Origin of the sequence: Acetobacterium wieringae (assembly GCF_001766835.1) — a bacterium.
GTDB lineage: Bacteria > Bacillota > Clostridia > Eubacteriales > Eubacteriaceae > Acetobacterium > Acetobacterium wieringae.
Map to the genome: position 1 here is coordinate 193,946 of NZ_LKEU01000010.1, position 20,198 is coordinate 214,143.

The 20,198-nt window shown below is 47.9% G+C and carries 18 protein-coding genes and 1 riboswitch; of the genes, 1 reads left to right on the plus strand and 17 read right to left on the minus strand.

Annotated elements, in window-relative coordinates; translation table 11 throughout:
- Positions 1 to 33 precede the first annotated feature (33 nt).
- The 11 genes from ACWI_RS01400 to ACWI_RS01450 all read right to left on the minus strand — a co-directional run bounded on the left by ACWI_RS01400 (position 34) and on the right by ACWI_RS01450 (position 13,352).
- Complete coding sequence (locus ACWI_RS01400) at positions 34 to 936, minus strand: helix-turn-helix transcriptional regulator (RefSeq protein WP_070369641.1); 903 nt, start codon at positions 934 to 936, stop codon at positions 34 to 36.
- Positions 937 to 1,359: 423 nt separating this feature from the next.
- Positions 1,360 to 3,126, minus strand: coding sequence for a cobaltochelatase CobT-related protein (locus ACWI_RS01405; protein ID WP_084633427.1), 1,767 nt, complete (start codon positions 3,124 to 3,126; stop codon positions 1,360 to 1,362).
- Positions 3,127 to 3,159: 33 nt separating this feature from the next.
- Positions 3,160 to 4,080, minus strand: a complete 921-nt coding sequence (locus tag ACWI_RS01410) for an AAA family ATPase (protein WP_070369642.1) — start codon at positions 4,078 to 4,080, stop codon at positions 3,160 to 3,162.
- A gap of 240 nt (positions 4,081 to 4,320) precedes the next feature.
- A complete protein-coding gene (lpdD, locus tag ACWI_RS01415; protein WP_070369643.1) occupies positions 4,321 to 4,668 on the minus strand; it encodes a prenylated flavin chaperone LpdD in 348 nt (115 codons plus the stop codon).
- Positions 4,661 to 5,230 (minus strand): UbiX family flavin prenyltransferase, encoded by a 570-nt coding sequence (locus tag ACWI_RS01420; RefSeq protein WP_070369644.1) that lies wholly within the window; start codon positions 5,228 to 5,230, stop codon positions 4,661 to 4,663. Before ACWI_RS01420 ends, lpdD begins: the two co-directional genes overlap by 8 nt.
- Positions 5,227 to 6,957, minus strand: coding sequence for a hydantoinase B/oxoprolinase family protein (locus tag ACWI_RS01425; protein ID WP_070369645.1), 1,731 nt, complete (start codon positions 6,955 to 6,957; stop codon positions 5,227 to 5,229). The genes ACWI_RS01420 and ACWI_RS01425 overlap by 4 nt, the downstream gene beginning before the upstream one ends.
- On the minus strand, positions 6,941 to 9,016 hold the full coding sequence (locus ACWI_RS01430; RefSeq protein WP_070369646.1) for a hydantoinase/oxoprolinase family protein: 2,076 nt from the start codon (positions 9,014 to 9,016) through the stop codon (positions 6,941 to 6,943). The genes ACWI_RS01425 and ACWI_RS01430 overlap by 17 nt, the downstream gene beginning before the upstream one ends.
- A gap of 13 nt (positions 9,017 to 9,029) precedes the next feature.
- Positions 9,030 to 10,391 (minus strand): UbiD family decarboxylase, encoded by a 1,362-nt coding sequence (locus ACWI_RS01435; protein WP_070369647.1) that lies wholly within the window; start codon positions 10,389 to 10,391, stop codon positions 9,030 to 9,032.
- Positions 10,392 to 10,520: 129 nt separating this feature from the next.
- Positions 10,521 to 11,078 (minus strand): hypothetical protein, encoded by a 558-nt coding sequence (locus ACWI_RS01440; protein ID WP_070369648.1) that lies wholly within the window; start codon positions 11,076 to 11,078, stop codon positions 10,521 to 10,523.
- Positions 11,079 to 11,132: 54 nt separating this feature from the next.
- On the minus strand, positions 11,133 to 11,864 hold the full coding sequence (locus tag ACWI_RS01445) for an energy-coupling factor transporter transmembrane component T family protein (RefSeq protein WP_070369649.1): 732 nt from the start codon (positions 11,862 to 11,864) through the stop codon (positions 11,133 to 11,135).
- Positions 11,865 to 13,352 carry an ABC transporter ATP-binding protein gene (locus ACWI_RS01450; protein ID WP_070369650.1) on the minus strand — a complete coding sequence of 496 codons (1,488 nt, stop codon included), beginning with the start codon at positions 13,350 to 13,352 and terminating at the stop codon, positions 11,865 to 11,867. It abuts the gene before it with no gap.
- Positions 13,353 to 13,442: 90 nt separating this feature from the next.
- A riboswitch (cobalamin riboswitch) is annotated at positions 13,443 to 13,612 on the minus strand.
- Positions 13,613 to 13,754: 142 nt separating this feature from the next.
- Between ACWI_RS01450 and ACWI_RS01455 the strand changes: the two genes are divergently transcribed.
- Positions 13,755 to 15,245 carry a DUF2284 domain-containing protein gene (locus ACWI_RS01455; RefSeq protein WP_070369651.1) on the plus strand — a complete coding sequence of 497 codons (1,491 nt, stop codon included), beginning with the start codon at positions 13,755 to 13,757 and terminating at the stop codon, positions 15,243 to 15,245.
- Positions 15,246 to 15,295: 50 nt separating this feature from the next.
- Here ACWI_RS01455 and ACWI_RS01460 read toward each other — a convergent pair whose 3' ends face one another.
- The 6 genes from ACWI_RS01460 to ispF all read right to left on the minus strand — a co-directional run bounded on the left by ACWI_RS01460 (position 15,296) and on the right by ispF (position 20,156).
- Positions 15,296 to 15,895, minus strand: coding sequence for a nitroreductase family protein (locus ACWI_RS01460; RefSeq protein ID WP_070369652.1), 600 nt, complete (start codon positions 15,893 to 15,895; stop codon positions 15,296 to 15,298).
- A gap of 134 nt (positions 15,896 to 16,029) precedes the next feature.
- On the minus strand, positions 16,030 to 16,968 hold the full coding sequence (locus ACWI_RS01465; protein ID WP_070369653.1) for a transketolase family protein: 939 nt from the start codon (positions 16,966 to 16,968) through the stop codon (positions 16,030 to 16,032).
- Between the two features lie 2 nt (positions 16,969 to 16,970).
- Positions 16,971 to 17,780 (minus strand): transketolase, encoded by an 810-nt coding sequence (locus ACWI_RS01470; protein ID WP_070369654.1) that lies wholly within the window; start codon positions 17,778 to 17,780, stop codon positions 16,971 to 16,973.
- A gap of 14 nt (positions 17,781 to 17,794) precedes the next feature.
- The gene (gene alr, locus ACWI_RS01475; RefSeq protein WP_070369655.1) at positions 17,795 to 18,982 is read right to left on the minus strand and encodes an alanine racemase; all 1,188 of its coding nucleotides are present in this window, start codon (positions 18,980 to 18,982) and stop codon (positions 17,795 to 17,797) included.
- A complete protein-coding gene (locus ACWI_RS01480; RefSeq protein ID WP_070369656.1) occupies positions 18,979 to 19,674 on the minus strand; it encodes a 5'-methylthioadenosine/adenosylhomocysteine nucleosidase in 696 nt (231 codons plus the stop codon). The genes alr and ACWI_RS01480 overlap by 4 nt, the downstream gene beginning before the upstream one ends.
- On the minus strand, positions 19,671 to 20,156 hold the full coding sequence (gene ispF, locus ACWI_RS01485) for a 2-C-methyl-D-erythritol 2,4-cyclodiphosphate synthase (RefSeq protein ID WP_070369698.1): 486 nt from the start codon (positions 20,154 to 20,156) through the stop codon (positions 19,671 to 19,673). Before ispF ends, ACWI_RS01480 begins: the two co-directional genes overlap by 4 nt.
- Between the last annotated feature and the right edge of the window lie 42 nt (positions 20,157 to 20,198).

Genomic DNA, 20,198 nt, shown 5'->3' on the forward strand with positions numbered 1-20,198 from the left:
TATACACCCTTTAATATGACATCTGATGTCATATTAAACATATTTTTTTAAACTATTGACCAGTTTTTTTCTGATCTGCTCCCGCAACCACAAGGGCTCCATCACCTCAACCGCATCCCCATAGGACAATAAATACCCTTCAATCCAGCCATCCTCCGGCAGTCTGACTGAAACGATAAAGCTATCATCTGCCTGCTTTTCTATGGCCTGCTGATCAAATTCATCATAGACCCGAAAAGCCATTGATGCCTCAATTTTAAGAACCAGTAAAAACTCCTGGGGTATTCTCTTAAACAGCTCAAAGTCCACCTGGGGAGGAGTCTCCCGAACAAAGTATTCTGCCAGAACTTCCAGATTTCTGATACGGCTGACCTTAAAAAAGCGGTCTTCTGCTTTGCTCAGACAAAATCCGTACAGGTACCAAGCCTGTCCTTTAAAGAGCAGCTTGAGGGGCTCAATCGTCCGTGTGGTCGCTTCGCCATAGGAACTGTAATAGTCAAACCGAATACGCTGGTATTTTAATATGGCATTTTTCAGGTGATTAAATTTCTCCTGCTCTTCCAAACCACTGCCCCAATTCGAAAAATCCACATCAATCCAATCAGCATTGTTTTTTTCAAACAAGACTGCCAGTTTTCTGAGCACCGGCTCCACCTCCGGCACATTGAGCGCCTTCATGCCCTGAAGCGATGAAAGTACATTGATTTGGTCATTTTCCGATAATACGGATTTTTGTATGACATAATTACTTAACAGGCAAATTCCTCCGCTTTTGCCTTTTTCAGTATAAATGGGAATCCCGGCCGCACTCAAAACCTCCACGTCCCGATAAATAGTGCGCATGGATACTTCAAAGTAATCGGCGAATTCCCGGGCTGTGACCTTTTTCTTTTCGATGAGCATATAGACCATTTCAAACAAGCGATTGACCTGCACGAGCACTTCCTCCAAATTGACTGTTAATATTTTTGTTCGGCGTTTTTCTTTCAATTTTATCTTATTATATTGGTTCCGATTCTCTTCGGGTTAGTTTATCCATTCATTGAACCCTCCATTTCGCATATTAAAACACCATCAATACTTCAATTATACTTATAGTATACTAAAAATACTGATGTTGTCATTTTTTTTACCCTACAAAAAAAACGCTACCCACACGGGACAGCGTTTAAGCTATATCCAAAGTCGAAATGAAGTGCTAAAAATTAGCAATTCTGATTGTGTGGCCATGAGCGGACTGGCTTGCCTGTCGGATTCATTCGCACATAGGATCAGACCCCTGGGTCACAATAGAAATTCAATTGGCCGGTACTGAGCTTGTCTTCCAACTCAACGCTGTCACAAGAACTGCGTTACGTTTTAATTCACAATAATCTGTTTTAAATACTTGATAACCAGATCGGCAAAGCGATTGATGTCCTTGATATAGGCAAAGTCTTTGCCATAGATCAGCTTTTCGGCCGTCAGATCCTGCTCCTTGCCAGTGAAAACACCTAGCACCATTATCCCCTGCTGCCGGGCCATGCGGACTTCCCGGGCGGTATCGGCAATGGCTACCCGACCCCGATAGGCTTCAGCTAAATCATTGACCTGGCCCTTGCCGACCTTAATATCATTGGGCCGTCCATCACTGAGCACGATCAGAATTTTATTATCTTCCCGGCGTTTGATCAAATCTTCACATGTGGCTTTAATGGCCAAACCATCACGGTTATTTCCGGAACAGTAGTATTCGAAGATATTGTCATTGGCCGAAAGCGGTGATTCGTAATCCCGGAAGCGCTTGATTACGGTATAATCAAGAAAACTGGAAAAACCCAGAACCCGGTTGGGCAACCCCAGCTGGGTTAAGGCCATCGCCAGAATATAGGCCTGAATGGCCACCTTGGACTGATTGCGCCGTTGCGAGCCGCTGGAGTCGATCAGGATATCCACCACAAAGCTACCCTTATTGTTATCAATGTTCTTGACAAAGACCTTATTATTACTGCTGCGGCCAATCCGCCACAGTTTGCTGGGAATCAGCTGGCCGGAATCCGAGGGGATGACGTCGACAATTTCCTCCTGAACCAGGGTCCGGGACATGCTTTCCCGCAGCTTATTGATGTTGCGCTTGAAGACCTTGTAATTGGCCCGAAATACATCGATATTTTTAGTCTGATGGCGCTGTACATATTTTTGCTGAAATTCATTGTCGCTGTCACTACGAATTACGCCATCAGTCATGTGAATCCGACAACTGCCGTGAGCCCCTTTACAAACCCGGTTCTGCAGCTTTTTAACCTCGCTGATTTCTAAAAAAGAGTTGCCGTAATAATAGGCCACCTTTTCATAGATTTTTTCAATGTCCTCTTCCTGAACCCGCAAAATCCGGTTGTCGGCGTCATTGGATAGGCTGGCCATATCGCCCTGGGATTCGCCCAGCAGGGCTTCGGCAATTTCTTCAATCGAGGCTTCAATATCCAGGTCTTCGGGATCTTCAAACATTTCTTCCAGCATAAAGTCCGAAAAATCACCACGGATATGATTTTTATTGTGACCGGATTCGTAAGCTTCACCGCCCTCACCCTCGACAAACAGCGGGAAATATTTCATATAAAGATCTTCAATGCCTTTAAGCAATTCGATGGTATCTTCCCGCTTCTGTAATGCCATTAGGTCATTGGCAATACTCCGCGTCTCGGTATCGACCATCGGGGTTTTGCCGATTTTTTCAAGAATCATGGCGTGGCGAACCTTTTCGAGCAGATCATCGGTGTGGAGCTTGTAATAATTGGAAAGAATATCGTCATAGGCGTTTTTACGGATATCATAAACCCCGGGGCGTTCGGCAATAATCTTTTCTTCCACCACCACATCACTGCCCATGGCAATCAGGCTTAAGAGAATATCCTTATTAAAACCGGCCCGATGGCGACTGATGACGTATTTTTTAACGGCTGGCCAGTTAATGTATTTGCGTCGTCCCCCGGCGGTGACAGCATGGTAAAGGGCGACATTTTTGGAAATAAAACTTTTCTCACCACTGTCCATGTTTTCGTCATAATCGCCGGAAATAGTCCACATCAGGTTGGCCACCCGATTGTCAAACTCATAGTCTTCGTAAATCCATTTGGCATCCTTCACAGCGCTTTCCTCCCTTCCCTGGATTGTGGCGTTTTAGTGGGTAAAGACATCAGATGCTTCCCAACTCTCCCGGATCCGGGTTTTGATGACATCCAGGACAATTTCCTTTTCAAACTGGTCAAAGGTTTTGCCGATAACACCCATATCCACGGCCAGCATTGGTTTGAGCCCCCGACGGATGGTTTTTAAGCTACCGATAATCCCCCGGAGATCCACCGATTTGGTTGAAATTTCGGAGTTTTTCGATTTTGCCTGAAGATCCAGAAAGATCCCAGCAAACTGCGGCAGGATTTCTGGATTGGCATCGGGGAAATATTCTTTTAGAATAATCATCAGGGTGTCTTCTTCAATCTGCGGAATATCAATGGTCATAAATCGGGAGACCAGGGCTTCGTTAAGCTCTTTGGTGCCAGCATATTCATAGTTCATGGTGCCGATAAAGCGGGTGGCATCGTGGAGCTTGATTTTTTCGTAACCCGGCACATCAATGACCTTGCGGTAATCAAGCGCCGAGTGAAGCACCACCAGAGCATCATTTTTGGCCATATTGATTTCGTCAAACACCCCAAAGCCGCCATTAATGGCGCACTCATAGACCGATCCCCGGCGCAATCGAACCTCGTTATCAATAAAGGTATCGGTACCAATCAGGCTGGAGCTATCGGTGTTGACATGGAATGAGGTGTTCCACTGGGGCCGGTTAAAGAGCTCGCAAATATTGTCAGCCAGAACATTTTTCCCGGTGGCCTTGGGGCCGGAGAGCAGGATGTTCTCCCCCTCTAAAATGGCGGTAATGCACATCGACCAGATGTCCTTGCCATAAAAAACGGTTTCAGTACTGGGAACCCGGTCCTGAAGGCGATCTTCCAGTTTATAAAAATGTTTGAAGTACTTTATATCATCGAGCAGTTTCTCGCTGATTCCCTGTTTTAATAGTTCCTGTGTTAATCTCATTTCTTTTTTCCTTTCGCTAATGCTCTGCACTCATTCTGCAACGATTTATTTAGAATGATTTGAATATAACACAAAACCCAGCGGAATGGTTAGAAAAAATGCAAAACAACAAAAATTTATATCTTTTTTAGCCTTTAAGCTTAAACCACTCCATCATGGTCATTCATTTATAACCAATTATTGCGCCTCCCATAAAAAGAGCGATCCCCAAATTGAGGATTGCTCTTTGTTAGCTTGCTTTCAATTTTTTTCGATCGCTTCCAGCACTTGCGTCATTCCCTGTTCGGCATTCGCAACAACCTCGGCAATTTCTTCCCGGGTAATATCATCCAGATGGAATCCGGCCACCACGGTGCAGACGCAATGCAAGTTTTGGGAAACTTTTTTTGCCAGCGGGATCGCCAGGGCATCGTCTTTATGCGACTGGGGAGTATAGCTGCTCAACCGGCCATCATCGCCAATGGCGGTGCAACCGATATGGGCATCCCCGCCGGTTAAGAGAATCAGAATATCCTTACCCACGGGCGTAATCTCATAATTCAACGCCGTTTTCCCGGTGCCCTGAGTCAGCTTGATCCGCTCATCCATGGCTGGCCTCATGGCCCCAGCGAGTAAACAGATTGTGGGAGATCTTCAGCATATCAAAGACCTTGCCGACGCTTTGATTGATGATATCATCAATTGATTGGGGCTTGTGATAAAAGCCCGGCATTGGTGGCAGAATAATCCCGCCAGCTTCGGTAACTGCTGTCATATTACGCAGATGAATCAGCGTTAAAGGCGTTTCCCGGACCATCAGAATCAGCGGTTTACGTTCCTTTAAGGCGACATCGCCGATCCGGACGATCAGGTTGTCGCTGAAGCCGTTGGCAATCCCGGCCAGGGTCTTCATGCTGCAGGGCGCAATCACAGTAGCGTCGATACCATAGGAACCGCTGGACACAGCGGCCGCCATATCGCGGCTGTCGTAGACGCAGTCAGCCAGTGACAGCACATAGTCTTCAGTATAACGGGTTTCCAGACCAATGGTTTTGGCTCCCCATTCGCTTAAGATCAGCGAAACATGGTGTTCAGTATCCCTTAAGGCTTCCAGCAGCCGGATGCCATAAACAACACCGGATGCGCCGGTAATTCCCACTGCAATTTTCATGAATTGTTTCTCCGTTTTTCTGTTTTTTCAAAATCGATGCCGGTGTCACCAATGATGACCCCGTAAACTGCTTCAGCGGTTTCTCTGGAAATGATCTCGTCTTGGACATCATCATAGACTTTTTGCGGCGATCGCTTGAGCGGATCGCCCCAGCCGCCGCCACTGCTGGTGTTTAAATAAATCCGATCACCCTTCACTGCATGGCGGGGCGCTTCTTTGCTTTCCATGATAATCTGTTCGCCGTCATGAACAAAGACGCTGCGGTTTAGGCTGCCCGGATGACCACCCCGGAGGCCGTAGGGGGCAAATTTAATGCCGTCGCCAAAATTAACTACATCACCTGTTTCAGCGGTGATCTCAAAGGCGTATTTCATGCCGCTGCCACCCCGGTATTCACCAGCCCCGGCGGTATCATGGTCCATCTCATGATGCAGGGTCAGATGGGGGTACTGGACCTCGTTGGATTCGATATTAGGGGCCTTGACCCCACCGAAGTTCGATAAGGTGGCCATATAGGGTTTGCCGTCGTGGCCGGCCATGGCCCCGCCACTGCCTAACGAGCAGAAGGAAAAGCCAACATAATAACGATCATTCCGGGGATCAACGCCATAAAAAGACGGTCCCAGATAGCGATGATAGCCGGCGGATACCCGACCCGACTGGGCCTGATCCAGGGCTTTAAAAATCGTTCCAATGATTTCGCTGGCCGGAGTCAGGGTACACAGGGTCATCGGCGCCGGAAGCCGGGGATTGACCAGCGAACCCGCGGGCAGATTGACTTCGATGCAGCGAAAAGCACCGCTGTTTCTGGGAATGTCTTTGCCCAAAAACCATAAGGCCGCGATCCCAGAAGCGCAAGTGGCCGTTACCACTGAAGTATTGATAAAGCCTTTGACCTGGGCGTCAGTGCCGGTAAAATCCACCAACATCCGGTCACCGGTGATGGTCACCGCCACGGCGATTTTGACCGGTTCAGTTTGAAAACCGTCATCATCAATATAGTCTACCGCGCTGTAGGTGCCGTCAGGAATCGCGGCAATCCGCTGACGGGTCAGGGTTTCGGTCTGAAGCAATGATTCCTGAACCGCTTTTTTAACGGTAGCGATTGAATAGGTACTTAACATCTCTTTGATCCGTTTAGCCGCCAGCCGGTTGGAACCGATCTGGGCCAGAAAATCGCTGGTTAGCATCTCGGGATTTCGGGTATTCAGGCAGATCAATTCCAGTACATCGGTAAGCATTGCCTTGTTTTTCATCAGCCGGGTCGGCGGAATCCGCAACCCTTCCTGAAAAATCTCCGTCGCCTTGGGGTTGTAGCTGCCAGCGGTGGAACCACCGATGTCGCCGTGGTGAGCCCGGCTGACGCAGAAAAACAACAGCTCATCCTCGTAAAATACAGGCGTAATAATGCCGATGTCCGGTAGATGGTTGCCGCCGTCGTAAGGATCGTTGATGATAAACACGTCACCGTCGGCGATGGCTCCACCGAATTTCCGCAGTACCGCTTTGACACTGAAAGACCCGGCGGTAGCCAGAATTGGAATACCGCTGAGTTGGGAAACCAGGTCGCCAGCCGCATCGCAGATACAACAGGCAAAATCGCAGGCTTCAGCAAAAATCGGGGAATGAGCCGAGCGCTCCAGGGCGATGCCCATTTCGCTGGTGATGCTGTCGAGCCGGTTCATAATGACGGTGCGGTTAATGATATCGTCAGTTCGCTGATTCATGGGTGGCCTCCTTTCTGAGCGCGAAGATGCCTTCATCTTCCTGAATACAGAAAAAGCCTAGGGGCACAATCAAGGTCGTATAGACAAAATCAATCAACGCCGGACCGTTAATGCCTTTTGTTAAATCGCCCTCGCGGTAAACCGGGACACTGATCTCACCGTGACTGTTAAAGACTTCCCCGGCAACGGTTTTGGTAGTCACTCCAGTTATGGCTATTGTAGTGGGGAATAGGATATTCGCTTGATCGCATTCGGAACAGGCCAGATGCAGATCGATGATTTCCCAATCCTTGACTTCAGCATATTCATAAATGGCTTCATGGGTTTGATAGAACGCCTGCTCGACATCTTTGATGCTTTCGGGACTGAATTCACCCAAGGTCCAGGGCACCGAGATCTCGTGGTGCTGACTGACATAGCGCATTTCCAGCATCAGATCAAAGCGCTGGCGGTTTTTCGCTACCCCCAGTCGTTTAAGCTGCGCCGTTCCTTCCGCTTTCATCGCCGCAACCATGGTGTTCAGGCGCTTGGCATCCCAATTTCTTTTTTCCATCAGAATACTCTGGTTGATGTCATAACGGCAGGCCGCTCCCAGCATTCCCCAGGAACAGAAGACCGGTCCCTGTACCGGTATCAGGGCTTCCGGCATTTGCAGGGATTCCATAATCCGGGCGGCAAACAGACCAAAGGCGCCACCGGCACTGATCAGGCTGTAAATTCGGGGGTCATTCCCTTTCTGGGTCGTCACCAGCCGCAGAGCATCGGCCATCATTTCGGCAGTGATGCTGTAGATAATCCGGGCGGCATCCTGCACCGAAAGATTTAAAGGATCGGCGACCTTTTCCTTAATCGCTTTAACCGCCTGTTCCATGGATAGTGGCAGCTTGCCGCCGAGGAAATTATCGCCGTTGATGAGTCCCAGCACCAGTAGGGCATCAGTAACGGTGGGGTTCTCACCGCCCTGGTTATAACAGGCCGGGCCAGGAATCGAACCGGCGGAATCCGGACCAATTTGCACCCGTCCCCCGGCTTCGACATGGGCAATACTGCCACCGCCAGCGCCGATCGAGCGGATATCGATCATTGGTATGCTTAAGGGATAGCCATCCAGCTCGGTTTGGGGCACTAGTTGATTGACCCCGCCGCTGACGACATGAAGGTCAAAGCTGGTTCCACCCATGTCCGCCAACACCGTATGGGTTCGGCCCAGGGTTTTACCCAGGGCTTCGTTGCCCACAGCACCGCCAGCCGGACCGGATAACAGGGTTTGTACCCCAAAGCTTTCCAGGGCCCCCGAATCGCTGAGACCGCCACTGTTTTTCATAATATGAACCGGCTTATCCCAGCCAAAAGCAGCCAGTTCTTTTTTGACATTCTTCAGATAATCGGCCAGCACCGGGGTGCAATAGGCATTGATCACCGTGGTGGTGGTGCGCTCGTACTCCCGGATTCGGGGTGAGACTTCTGATGATAACGACACAAAAACATCGGGCAGTTCCTCCCGGATAATTTCAACCGTCCGTTTTTCGTGCGCTGGATTAAGAAATGAAAACAGATAACACACCGCAATGGCTTTTACGTCAGCTTCCCGACATTTCTGACAGGCTGCCCGAACGGCAGCTTCGTTAAGCGGTTTAATGATCTCACCCTGATAGTCCATCCGCTGTTCAATCCCCAAGCGCAGCCGCCTCGGCACCAGCACCATCGGGTTTTCAATGGCCAGATCCCACTGATTAGCCAACTGGGACCGGCGAATTTCCAGGGCATCCCGAAATCCCTCGGTGGTGAACAGGGCAGTTTTAACCCCTTTTTTCTCCAGCAGGGCATTGAGAGCCAGCGTCGTCCCCAACGAAATTTTTTCGGTCTGGGCCAGTAGTTTTTCCAGATCGGTTCCCCAAGCCACCGCCAATTCTTTAAGCCCGGCCAGAATCCCCTGAGCCGGGTGATCATGATTAGTGGGGTTTTTCAAGGCAATCCGCTGTTCAGCCTGGTCCCCGAAACAGCCCACCGAGGTGTAATCGGTAAAGGTGCCACCAGTGTCAATCGCAATTTTTATCATCTTTGGCCTTCTTCTATTTTACGTATTTAAATAATCGTTTGATGTCTTCAATAACATTTTCATCGATATCGATTTTGGGTGAGTAACCGCTAAGCGGTTTGGTGGCATCGATGCCCATTTTGGCCGTCAGACCATCGTCGCCGGTGGAAGGGTCCAGGGTTTCGCCCATCATATTGGGGAAGATCATGACGCCCTTGTCGGCCTGCAGTCGGGTGGCCATGGCCCACAGCACTTCCTGTTCATTGAAGACATCGACGTCCTCATCCACGACAATGACCATTTTAATATGATGGTCCATGCCTAAAGCGGTTAACATAACCTGTTGCGCCTGACCTTCAGCCGTTTTCTTCATCGACACATAGCAGTGAAAAATACCGCAGGAAGATAAGGGCGAATGAACCGCCTTGATGTTGGGCAGATTCTGTTTTAAGAACTTGGTAATATCCCCTTCCCGCTGGATTGAGACAATGGTAATGTGCTCACTGCTCATGGCGGGTGTCAGATCGTGGAAAATCGGTTTTTCCCGGTAGCGGATGGCATTGACCTGGAAAACATTTTCGGTGCTGCGGAAACAGGCATAATTGGTGTATTCGGCAAAAGGTCCTTCCGGTTCCCGAACACTGCAGAGCACTTCCCCTTCCAGGACAATTTCGGCATAGGTAGGCACATTGAGATCCATGGTGGCACAGGGGGAAACTTCCAGAGGCTCGCCAAATAATCCACCGATGGCACCGTATTTTCCCAGATGATAAGGAATCGAAGCTTGCGAACCCAAGGCAATATTAGGATGAACCCCAATACAGATGGCGGCTTTCATGTTTTCGCCCCGTTCTTCACTCTTTCTGAAAAATTCCCACATCCGCTGACGGGAATGGAAGGAAATTCCCAGCTTGTTTTTTCCTTTTAACTGCAGCCGATGAAAACCCAGCGTTTCACAGCCAGTCTCCGGATCTTTGGCCACGGTCAGACCAGAGGTAATATAGGGGCCAGCATCAATGGGAAAATGAGTGATAATTGGCAGCTTAGTTAAATCAACGTCATCGCCAGTAATCAAATGAGCATTACAGGGTGGGTTCTCGACCACCTTAACATCATCAAAACGATTCTTGATCCGTTCGGCAAACTCAAACGACAGGTCTTCGGTTTTAACGCCCATCGCTTTGGCAAACCGGCCCTTGGTACCGAGAATATTGGTTACCACTGGAATATCGCCGCCTTCCACCTGATCAAACCACATCACCGGATATTTCCGCTGTTTTTCCAGCTCCATCATCAAGGTACTGATTTCATATTCCCGCTTGACGGGCTCTGTTACATGGCAGATTTCACCATCTTTATCCAACTGTTCTAAAAACACACGTAAATCCTGACTCATCTTCGATTTCTCCTTAATTGCGATTGAATAAACTACTTGTAAAACTACAAATTGCTTTGGCACCTGTTTTACAAAAACAGATACCAAAGCAGTTAAAATTTCGTTATTTTATTTTTAGCTTAACCAGAATTATTTTACCATACCTGATTTCAGCAAGGCATCATAAACTTTCTTTTCTGCCAGCGTTGCCAATGGCCAGGTTACAGCGATGGTTATCAGGCTGGATACCGCCGCAACACTTACCGGCAGACCTAGAATCAAAACCAGACCCACTCCCACAATGGCATTTCCTAAAACACAAACACCACCCTGAGCCAGAATGTGATGCGACCATTTGGTCATGTCACATTTTACCGCCACGAAAGATACCCAGATGGACGCAATGCCGTTGGCAAAGATAAAGGTTGGCCAAAGGGGGGTATACATAATTGAAATCAGGGCTTCCACTTCAGCGGCAATCAATCCACCTGGCTGTCTGTAAAGCAGGGTTAAAATGCCGGTAAAAAATGCCCATACGGTTCCATTAATCAGTAACATTCCCATTTTTCCCCAGGGCAGCATGTTATCGATCTGGCCGGTAATCTGGCAGGCGATCACAAAGACGATCCCCATGACGACGGCACCAATTAAAGATTTGGTGTCTGTTTTAAAAATACTTCTTTTTCCAATTGCTTGTTCGTTTTGCATGTTATGCTCCTTTTTTTGCATCAATTATTTTTTATTTACACAGTTTTTCAACTGTTACAAAATCGTTTTAATCAAGACTCCGCCAAACCCGATCATCAGGCAGACAATGGTCATGCCTTCCAAAGGATGGAGATTGATTTTTTTCTGAAAATTTCGGGTTGCGTGGCGGCCATAGCCTCTGAGTTCCACCGATAGCGCCGCATCACTGGAGATTCGCATGGCCCGATACATCAGCGGTAAAATTGAAGCCGGCAGGTTGCGGATTTTCTCAACCACGGTATCATTGGGTACCCCCCGGGCCGATTGACTATTGCAAATGGACTGGTATTCCCCGATCATCACCGGGAAAAACCGGGCGACCATCGGCACCAGCATCGCATAGCGGTAAGGTATCCGCCAGTGTATCAGCATCTGAGCCATATCCATAGGATCGGTATGAACCCCGAACTGATAGGCCGAAAATGAGATGATGCCAATTCTTAAAAAAGCCAGGATGGAGGTGGCAATAAAACCACTGTAAATCTGTAAAATACCCCAGGCATAAAGCAGCTCGCCTTCACGACCAAAGATCAGATTGATGATCAATACTTGGGTGCCAATAATCAGCAGCACAATTGACAGCATTTTAAAAGCTTTCAAGGATTTCTCCGAGAACAGTTCAGAAATCAGAATCACCCCCAGTAAAATGCCATTGAGAAGTATACTTCGCGACACCAGGGCGGTTAAAACCAGAAACAGGCACCAGGTCAGTTTGAGCCGCGGATCCAGTTCTTTTAGTTTAAACATTTAAAAATCGCCTCCTTCAATCAGTTCCAGTCGAACCAAATCATTCAGATAATTGTCCATTTTGGGGGCTTCAAATTCCAAAGCCAACTGATGGTTGTGCATCACCACAATCCGATTGGCAAAATCTCTGGCCTCTGCCAAATCATGAGTTACCAACAAAATAGTGACCCCCTGACCGCTGAGATGGGCCAGCTTTTCCATCACCACTTGACTCTGGGCAGCGTTTAAGCCGGAGGTCGGTTCATCGGCAATGATCAGCTCGGGGTCATTAATGACCACCGAACCCAGCGCCAGCAATTGCCGTTGTCCCCGGCTTAAGCGCTGGGGATGCATTTCCTCGAGACCCGCCAGTCCGATCAGATCCAGAGTTTCTTGAATCTTTTGTTCACTTTGCTGCGCACTGAGGTTTTTATTTTTTAAAACATAACTGATTTCATCGCGTACCGAGCTGCAAAAAATCTGATCATCGGGGTTCTGAAATAAAAAACCGACCCGGCGACGCAGTTCCCCAACATTTTTTCTGGTCACCGGCGTTCCAAACAGTTCCACCGAGCCTGCGCTTGGCTTGACCAATCCTTCAATGAGCTTGAGCATGGTCGATTTACCCGAACCGTTCTGGCCGATGATCGCTGTGAAATCGCCCTTTTTCAGACTAAAATCCAGGGGCTGGCAGCCGGTTATCCCACCTTTATAGGTATGCGAGGCACCGCTTAACTTAATCACGTCGTACCTTTCATCCACCTGGAACGGCTTCGCCCGACGATTGTTTTTCCGGCAGCCATATTTTTTATGATATTCACTAACCGTCAGAAAATCTTTCACCGTCCCGGCTTCCATGACCAGCACCCGATGGGCATCTTTTAAAACCGCACCGGATTTATCCATAACCACCAGGGTGGTCACCTTTTTCTCCCGGTTCAGCCGCCCAAGGTGCCGATAGAGCTCCGAGCTGGTTTTGGGATCCAGTTCGGCCGTCGGCTGATCGAGTAGCAGAATCGGAGTTTTCATCGCCAGAATGCTCCCCAGCACCACCTTCTGGGCTTGTCCGCCGGAAAGGGCATCGGTTGTCCGATCTGAAAACGCCCGGATTCCGAGAAAATCCATGACCACATTAACCCGATGCTCAATTTCATCCTGACTCAAATTGAGATTCGCCACCCCAAACGCCAGCTCATCGGTAACCCGTCGATTGACCATCTGGTTTTGCGGCTCCTGCATCATATAGCCCAGATAGTCGGCCATTTGGCAGAGCGGTAGCTTTGACACATTCTGATCCGCTACCGTCACCGTCCCATTAATTGCACAGGGATAAAACTTCGGCGCCGCCGAGGTAATTGTGTGAAGCAATAACGATTTCCCCGATGCCGCACCACCGGTAATGGCAATGAATTCGCCCGCATTGATATTCAGTTTAATGTTTTTAAGCGCCGGTTCCGGTTCATCGGGAAAGGTCAGCGCTGTAATATCCAGTTGGATGATCGGTTTCATGGGATCGCCTCGTGATTCTATAAAAAAAACGGTAAGGTCTCAGCTATCCCAGGGTAATCCTAAGGATAGCCGAAACTTTACCGTCGTTTCATACTATATCAATTCATGGCAGGTCTCCTGACTCTGGTTTATCTGTTTTTGCGCCTTCCCGTTGCCAGTGGCATCTGCAAAAACAAAACCATTACAGTGATGGGTTCGTTCAGGATTTTCACCTGATTCCCTATTCTCCTTTGTAAGGCACCATAAATTGTAGTTTTATTAAGTTGAGTCAATCATAGCGAATTTATTGACAATTGTCAACAGATTAACAAAATTTTTCTTTCCAAAAAAAGTTTACCGCTCTATAATGAGGTATCGATTCAACCTTAACGCAACCCAAATCGAGGATAGGAAGACAACCAAATGACAAAACAAAACACCACTCCCTTTTTAACGGCCTACGATCCCCATACCCATGGCGGTCAGTATCTGGAAAACCTGTCGACGGCCAATTGGGCTTCTGAAGCCTTGTTTGCCGCTCTGGAACTTAATCTTTTTGAAACTATTGATTCCTTCGGGGACAGCGGTGCCGATGTCCAGGTCCTTTCTAGTCGACTGGGTGCCGATGTCACTGCATTATCATCCTTTCTGCCGCTGCTGGAAAGTCTGGGGCTGCTTTTTGAATATCAGGGCTGTTACAGCAATGCCACCATTACCCGGCGTTATCTGTCGACATCCAGTCCGGATTATCTGGGGGATGCCATCAAGCTGCGCCAATTGCAATCTAAAAAATGGCAAGATCTCAACGTTTCGCTGCAAAATAAAAACAATGCCGCTACAAAAAAAACGACCCTCCAGATCCAAAATCAAATCGATTACCTCAAAACAAAAGCAATCCACGCATTAACCCGGATGAAGGCACTAGAATGCGTCAAATTTTTTCCGGTATTGTCCGGACAAATTCTACTTGGTGGGCCGGGTGCCCAAACAATGGCTGACTGTTTTCTGGCCAGCTTTCCCGAGCTGGAAATCACCCTCCTTGCGGATGACCCTCCCTTACCGACAGCTGCTGTTGCTAGTCAAGACGGCTACTCACTGATATTACTCACGGGTCTGTTTATCAACCGTAACCCGCAACTGCTTGACGAACAATTATCAGTAAATCTGCCGCTGCTTAAACCCGATGGTATCCTGATGCTTCACGATGCCTTTGATGAGCATGCCACCCTGATGGCCAGATTGTCCGGGGTTAATCGGATGCTTCATTTCGGCGGTCAAGTCTGTTCCGGCCACACCATTATTGCCCACCTGCAGCAAACCGGCCTCCATGTTTCACCTTTAATCCCACTGGAAACCGATACCGCTGTCATCTTTGCCAGCCAATCGCCTGACTTTATCGATGCGCTGTCACTATCGCCCCTACAGCGCTTAAAACATCCGCTCCTTGCCATTGGCTTTGATGATGTCATGGAAATTGCTCCGGACTCGGTGGTCGTAACGGAGTTTGCCAAAAACAAATGTGCCTTTGGCTGCTCATCGGCCAATCTCAAACATTGTCAGGCCAATGAAATCCCATTGGCAGAAACGAAACGGCTGTTGTCCAGCTATTCCTGCGCCTTTTTGATTAAAGGCATTCCGGGCACTGGTGAATTTCAGCGAAAGATGCTCGAAGCAGAACGATTAGCCTTTACCGGTGGCTACCACAAGGCCTTTGCCTTCTGGGCTGGCCCTTGTCACATCTGCCCCAGCTGCGATCTTACGGCTCCCTGTCTTAATACCAAAAATCGCCGTCCCTCCATGGAGGGCTCTGGCATCGATGTTTTCGAAACCGTCCGCAACAATGGCGAAACCCTGAAAACACTGGCTGCCAAAGATGAGTTTGTCAAGTATTACGGTTTGCTGCTGCTTGAGTAAAGGCCATTTAAATCAAAAAAACACGGAATAACCGTGTTTTTTTGATTTAATTATTCGACGACGATAACCCGCCGTTCAATCGGTTCAAAATTCTTTGCAACGGGCATCTCCGTAGGAACCCCAAAAGGCATCTGAGCAATCAGTCGCCAATCCGATGGAATCAGAAAGGCATCTTTCACGTCCTTGTCAATAATTGGATTATAGTGTTGCAGGCTGGCGCCCAGACCGGCGGCTTCCAATTGGGTCCAGATGGCAAACTGCAGCATTCCATTGGCCTGTTCAGCCCAATCCGGAATACTGTCCCGATAGGGCAAAAACTTTTCCATCAGTCCTTTCGTTACTGAGGTATCATCATAAAACAACAATGTCCCGCATCCTGCCGCAAAACCATTGATTCGATTTTCGGTAGAGCGAAACTCATCAGCCAAAATTCGTTTTCTGAGTATGTCCATCACAATCCCCCAGAATTCCAGATGCTTTTCTCCAAATAATACTGCAACCCGCTGACTTTGGCAGTTAAATGCCGACGGTATGTGCTTCGTCGAATGGTCAACAATCTCCAGTATTTCTTCAGCCGTGATGGTACTTTCATTACAAATCCCGTATATTGAGCGTCGTCCTTCGATAGCTTCTTTAAAATCCAGTGGCATAAATACTCCTTCTTGTAAAATATATTAGCCCTTATGATAAGTATTATACTCCTATTTTTGACAATTTCAATTTGTAAATTAAGTAACCTCAAAAAAACAGGGTCATCATGACCCTGTTTTTTCGAGGTTTACATTTATTTGCGACTCACCACTTTTTTGGCAGCAGCTACGATATCGTTCGACGTCAAACCATATTTTTCCATCAGCGGTGCCACCTTGCCGGATTGTCCAAACAGGTCTTTTACACCAACCCGTTCCAGCGGTACCGGTGCCTCATCACCCAAAACTTCCGCAACGGCTCCACCCAAACCACCAATAATGCTGTGTTCTTCGGCGGTAACAATAGCCCCTGTCGTTAAGGCGGCCTGCTTAATGGCATCGACATCAATCGGTTTGATTGAGCCCATATTAATCACCTGGGCTGAAATTCCTTCTTCTTTTAGCTGGTCAGCCGCTTCCATTGCCAACACCACCATTAGACCGGTCGCAATAATAGTCACATCACTGCCACTTTTCATCATACTGGCTTTACCCAACTCAAAGTGATAGCTTTCATCAAAAAGCACCGGCACATCACTACGCCCTAAACGGATATAAACCGGGCCCTCAATAGTCATGGCCGCCTCCAGCATTTTTTCGGTTTCGATGGCATCTGCCGGTGATAACACCGTCATATTGGGCAATACCCGCATCAGCGCAATGTCTTCAACCGACTGATGGGAACCGCCATCTTCACCAACGGAGATACCCGCATGGGTTAAGGCGATTTTTACATTCAGTTTTGGATAACAAATACTGTTACGGATAATTTCATAAGCCCGGCCAGCCCCGAAAATAGCAAAGGTACTGGCAAAGGGCACTTTTCCGGCCGTTGCCAGACCAGCCGCCATACCCATCAGGTTTGCTTCAGCAATCCCCACATTAAAATGCCGTTCCGGATGTGCCTTCTTAAAAATATTGGTCTTGGTTGCTCCGGAAAGATCCGCATCCAGTACCACCAGATTCGGGTTCTTTTCTCCCAGCTTTACCAGATATTCGCCATATGCCTGTCGTGTTGCTTTTTTTTCTGCCATGATTACGCCTCCAATTCTGCCAATGCTTGTTTCACTTCTTCTGCATTCGGCCCTTTTCCATGCCATCCCGCATTATTTTCCATAAATGAAACGCATTTACCCTTAACTGTTTTACAAATAATCACAGTTGGTTTATCCTCTGATTTTTTGGCTGCTTCCACAGCCGTTCGCAGTTCATCAAAGCTATGTCCATCTTCCACCGTGATGACATTCCATCCAAAGGCTTCAAACTTGGCATCAATAGGGAATGGTGACATCACCTCACAGATGGCACCGTCAATTTGAAGATTATTATTATCCACAAAGGCAATCAGATTATTCAGCTGATAGTGGGAAGCCGCCATGGCGGCTTCCCAAACAAGACCTTCTTGCAGTTCACCATCGCCCAGTAGCGCATAAATTTTATGCGATTTGTTGTCCATTTTTCCGGCCAATGCCATTCCGGCCGCCACCGAAATTCCCTGTCCCAAAGAACCAGTCGACATATCAACCCCCGGTACCTTGTTCATGTCCGGATGACCCTGAAGGATGGAGCCCAGTTGTCGCAGATTTTCCAACTCCGCATTGGGAAAAAAGCCTTTTGCGGCCAGGGTTGCATACAACACCGGAGCCGCGTGTCCTTTTGACAGCACAAAACGATCCCGATCTTCTTTTTGGGGATTATTTTCATCCACATTCATTTGCTCAAAATAGAGCAGGGTTAAAATTTCTGCTGACGACAATGATCCCCCAGGATGACCTGAAGAAGCCTTGCCAATCATTTTTACAATATCCTTGCGGATTCCCCTAACGGTTTCTTCTAAAAATGCCATTTAATTCTCCTCTTTTAATAAATATCACTATTTGTGTTGATTTGCCGATCTAAAATATCTCGTCTAATCGCCTGCGGGACGCCATCCTTAATGAAGACCCGGGGCACCCGTTTATTGACCATACAGGTGATTTCATAATTGATGGTACCCAAGGCGTCGGCCAATACATCAGCGGAAATATTGTTGCCAAAAAGCTCCACTTCGTCATACAGGGAAACGGCTTCCACATCAGTCAAATCAATCATGCATTGATCCATACAGATGCTACCAACCACCGGCACCAGCTGACCGGAAATAAAGACCTTGGCCAAACCATTGAGCATCCGGGTGTAGCCATCGGCATAACCAATTGGTAAGGTGCCAATAATTCGATCCTCCTCAGCAACAAAACGATTGCCATAGCTGACGGTTTCGCCAGGATGGAGGGTTTTGAGATGAACAATGGTTGACTTCAGGGTCATCACCGGTTTTAAGCTGATTTTTGACCGATCCACTTCCGCCGACGGATAGAGACCGTAGAGAATAATCCCCGGCCGCACCATGTCAAAATGAACGCCGTCCACATCAAATATCCCGGCGCTGTTAGCCATATGCTTAATGGGAATAACAATATTTTTTTCTGCCAGTTCCGAGATAACCTGTCGGTAGCGTCGAATCTGCTCCTGCGTGTGGGTTTTATCAGCGGCATCGGCGGTGGAAAAATGGGTAAACAACCCCTGAAGTTCGATTCCTTCCAATTGATTCATCGCCTCAATTGCTTGTGAAGCTTCTCGCCAGCCAATCCCAATGCGCCCCATACCCGTATCAATTTTTACATGAATGGGATGGCGAATGCCAATTTCCTGACAATGCTCCGACAAAGCCTGGGCAAAATCCATCTGATAAACACCGGGAATCACATCCCAGCGAATCAGATCGGGGATGTGCGCTTTTGAGGTATAACCGAGCAGTAAAATCGGCTCGGTTATACCCCCCTGTCGCAGGGCGATGGCTTCATCGATGAAAGCGACCGCCAACATATCCACCCCGGCATCACAAAGGGTTCTGGCACATTCCAAACTGCCATGACCATAAGCATCAGCTTTGACCACGCCCAGAATTTTAACGTCAGGCCCGACAATCCGGCGAATTTCTTCGTAATTACTGGTCAGAGCATCCAGGTCAATTTCTGCCCAGGTCGGGCGGAGTGCCAACTCTTTCATGCCGTCGGAACTTCCTGAACCATTTTTAGCACCATGGCTACCCCATTTTTGATTGATGCTTCGAGATTTGCCTTGTAATCATCAGTCAGATTGGAATCGGCTTTGTCAGACATGGAACGAATGACCAGATAGGGAACCTGATTGAGCATTGCCACCTGTCCTACTGCTGCCCCTTCCATTTCCACACAAAGACCGCCGAATTCTTCCAGTAATTCTTGTTTGAGCTGGTTGGAGTTCACACCTAAATCGGCAGTCATAATTCGACCCACCCGATGCGTCGCACCAAGATCTTTCGCAGCTGCCACCGCCAGCTTAATAAGGGTTGAATCGGCCTTGAAAAAGGTAATATCCATGTTTGGTATTTCACCCCGGGGATGACCAAAGGCCCGGGCATCCATATCATATTGACAACTGTCTTCAGAAATAACGATGTCACCAATTTCCAGCTCGGGATGCACTGCACCAGCTACCCCTACATGGATAATGGCCGTTACTTTAAAAATATCAATCAATACCTGAGCACACATGGCGGCATTAACTTTTCCGATTCCACTTTTGACAGCCACCACTTCTTTCTGATGAAGTTTTCCTTTAAAAAAAGTCATTCCTCCGTGATGAACCTTGATCCCATCTTCCATCGCCGCTTTGATGTCACGAACCTCACTGTCCATGGCTGCAATAATACCGATCATCTGCTTTTTTCTCCCTTCAAAAGACTCACCGCTGCATTGGCAGCGATTCCCTGTTCACTTCCAGTAAAACCCAGACCTTCTTCGGTTGTCGCTTTTACACTAACACAACCTCTGGATAAATCCAGAGTAATTCTGATATTTTCCACCATCATTTCAATATACGGCGCAAGCTTTGGGGCTTGTGCAATAATCGTTGAATCGATGTTGTTAATTATATATCCATTTTCTGCCACCAATTGTCCCACTTTTTTAAGTAGCAGCAAACTGTCGCAATCTTTGTAGGCGGCATCAGCATCCGGAAAATGTTTGCCGATATCGCCCAATGCCAGGGCGCCTAACAAGGCATCCATAATGGCATGCACCAATACGTCCGCATCCGAATGGCCCTTTAGCCCCAAAGAATGATCTATTTTTACACCGCCTAAAATGAGTGATCGATTTTTTACTAAACGATGGACATCATAACCAATTCCGATCCGTATCATTTTACTCCTTCTTGCTCGTTTCCACATAAATTTAACCAC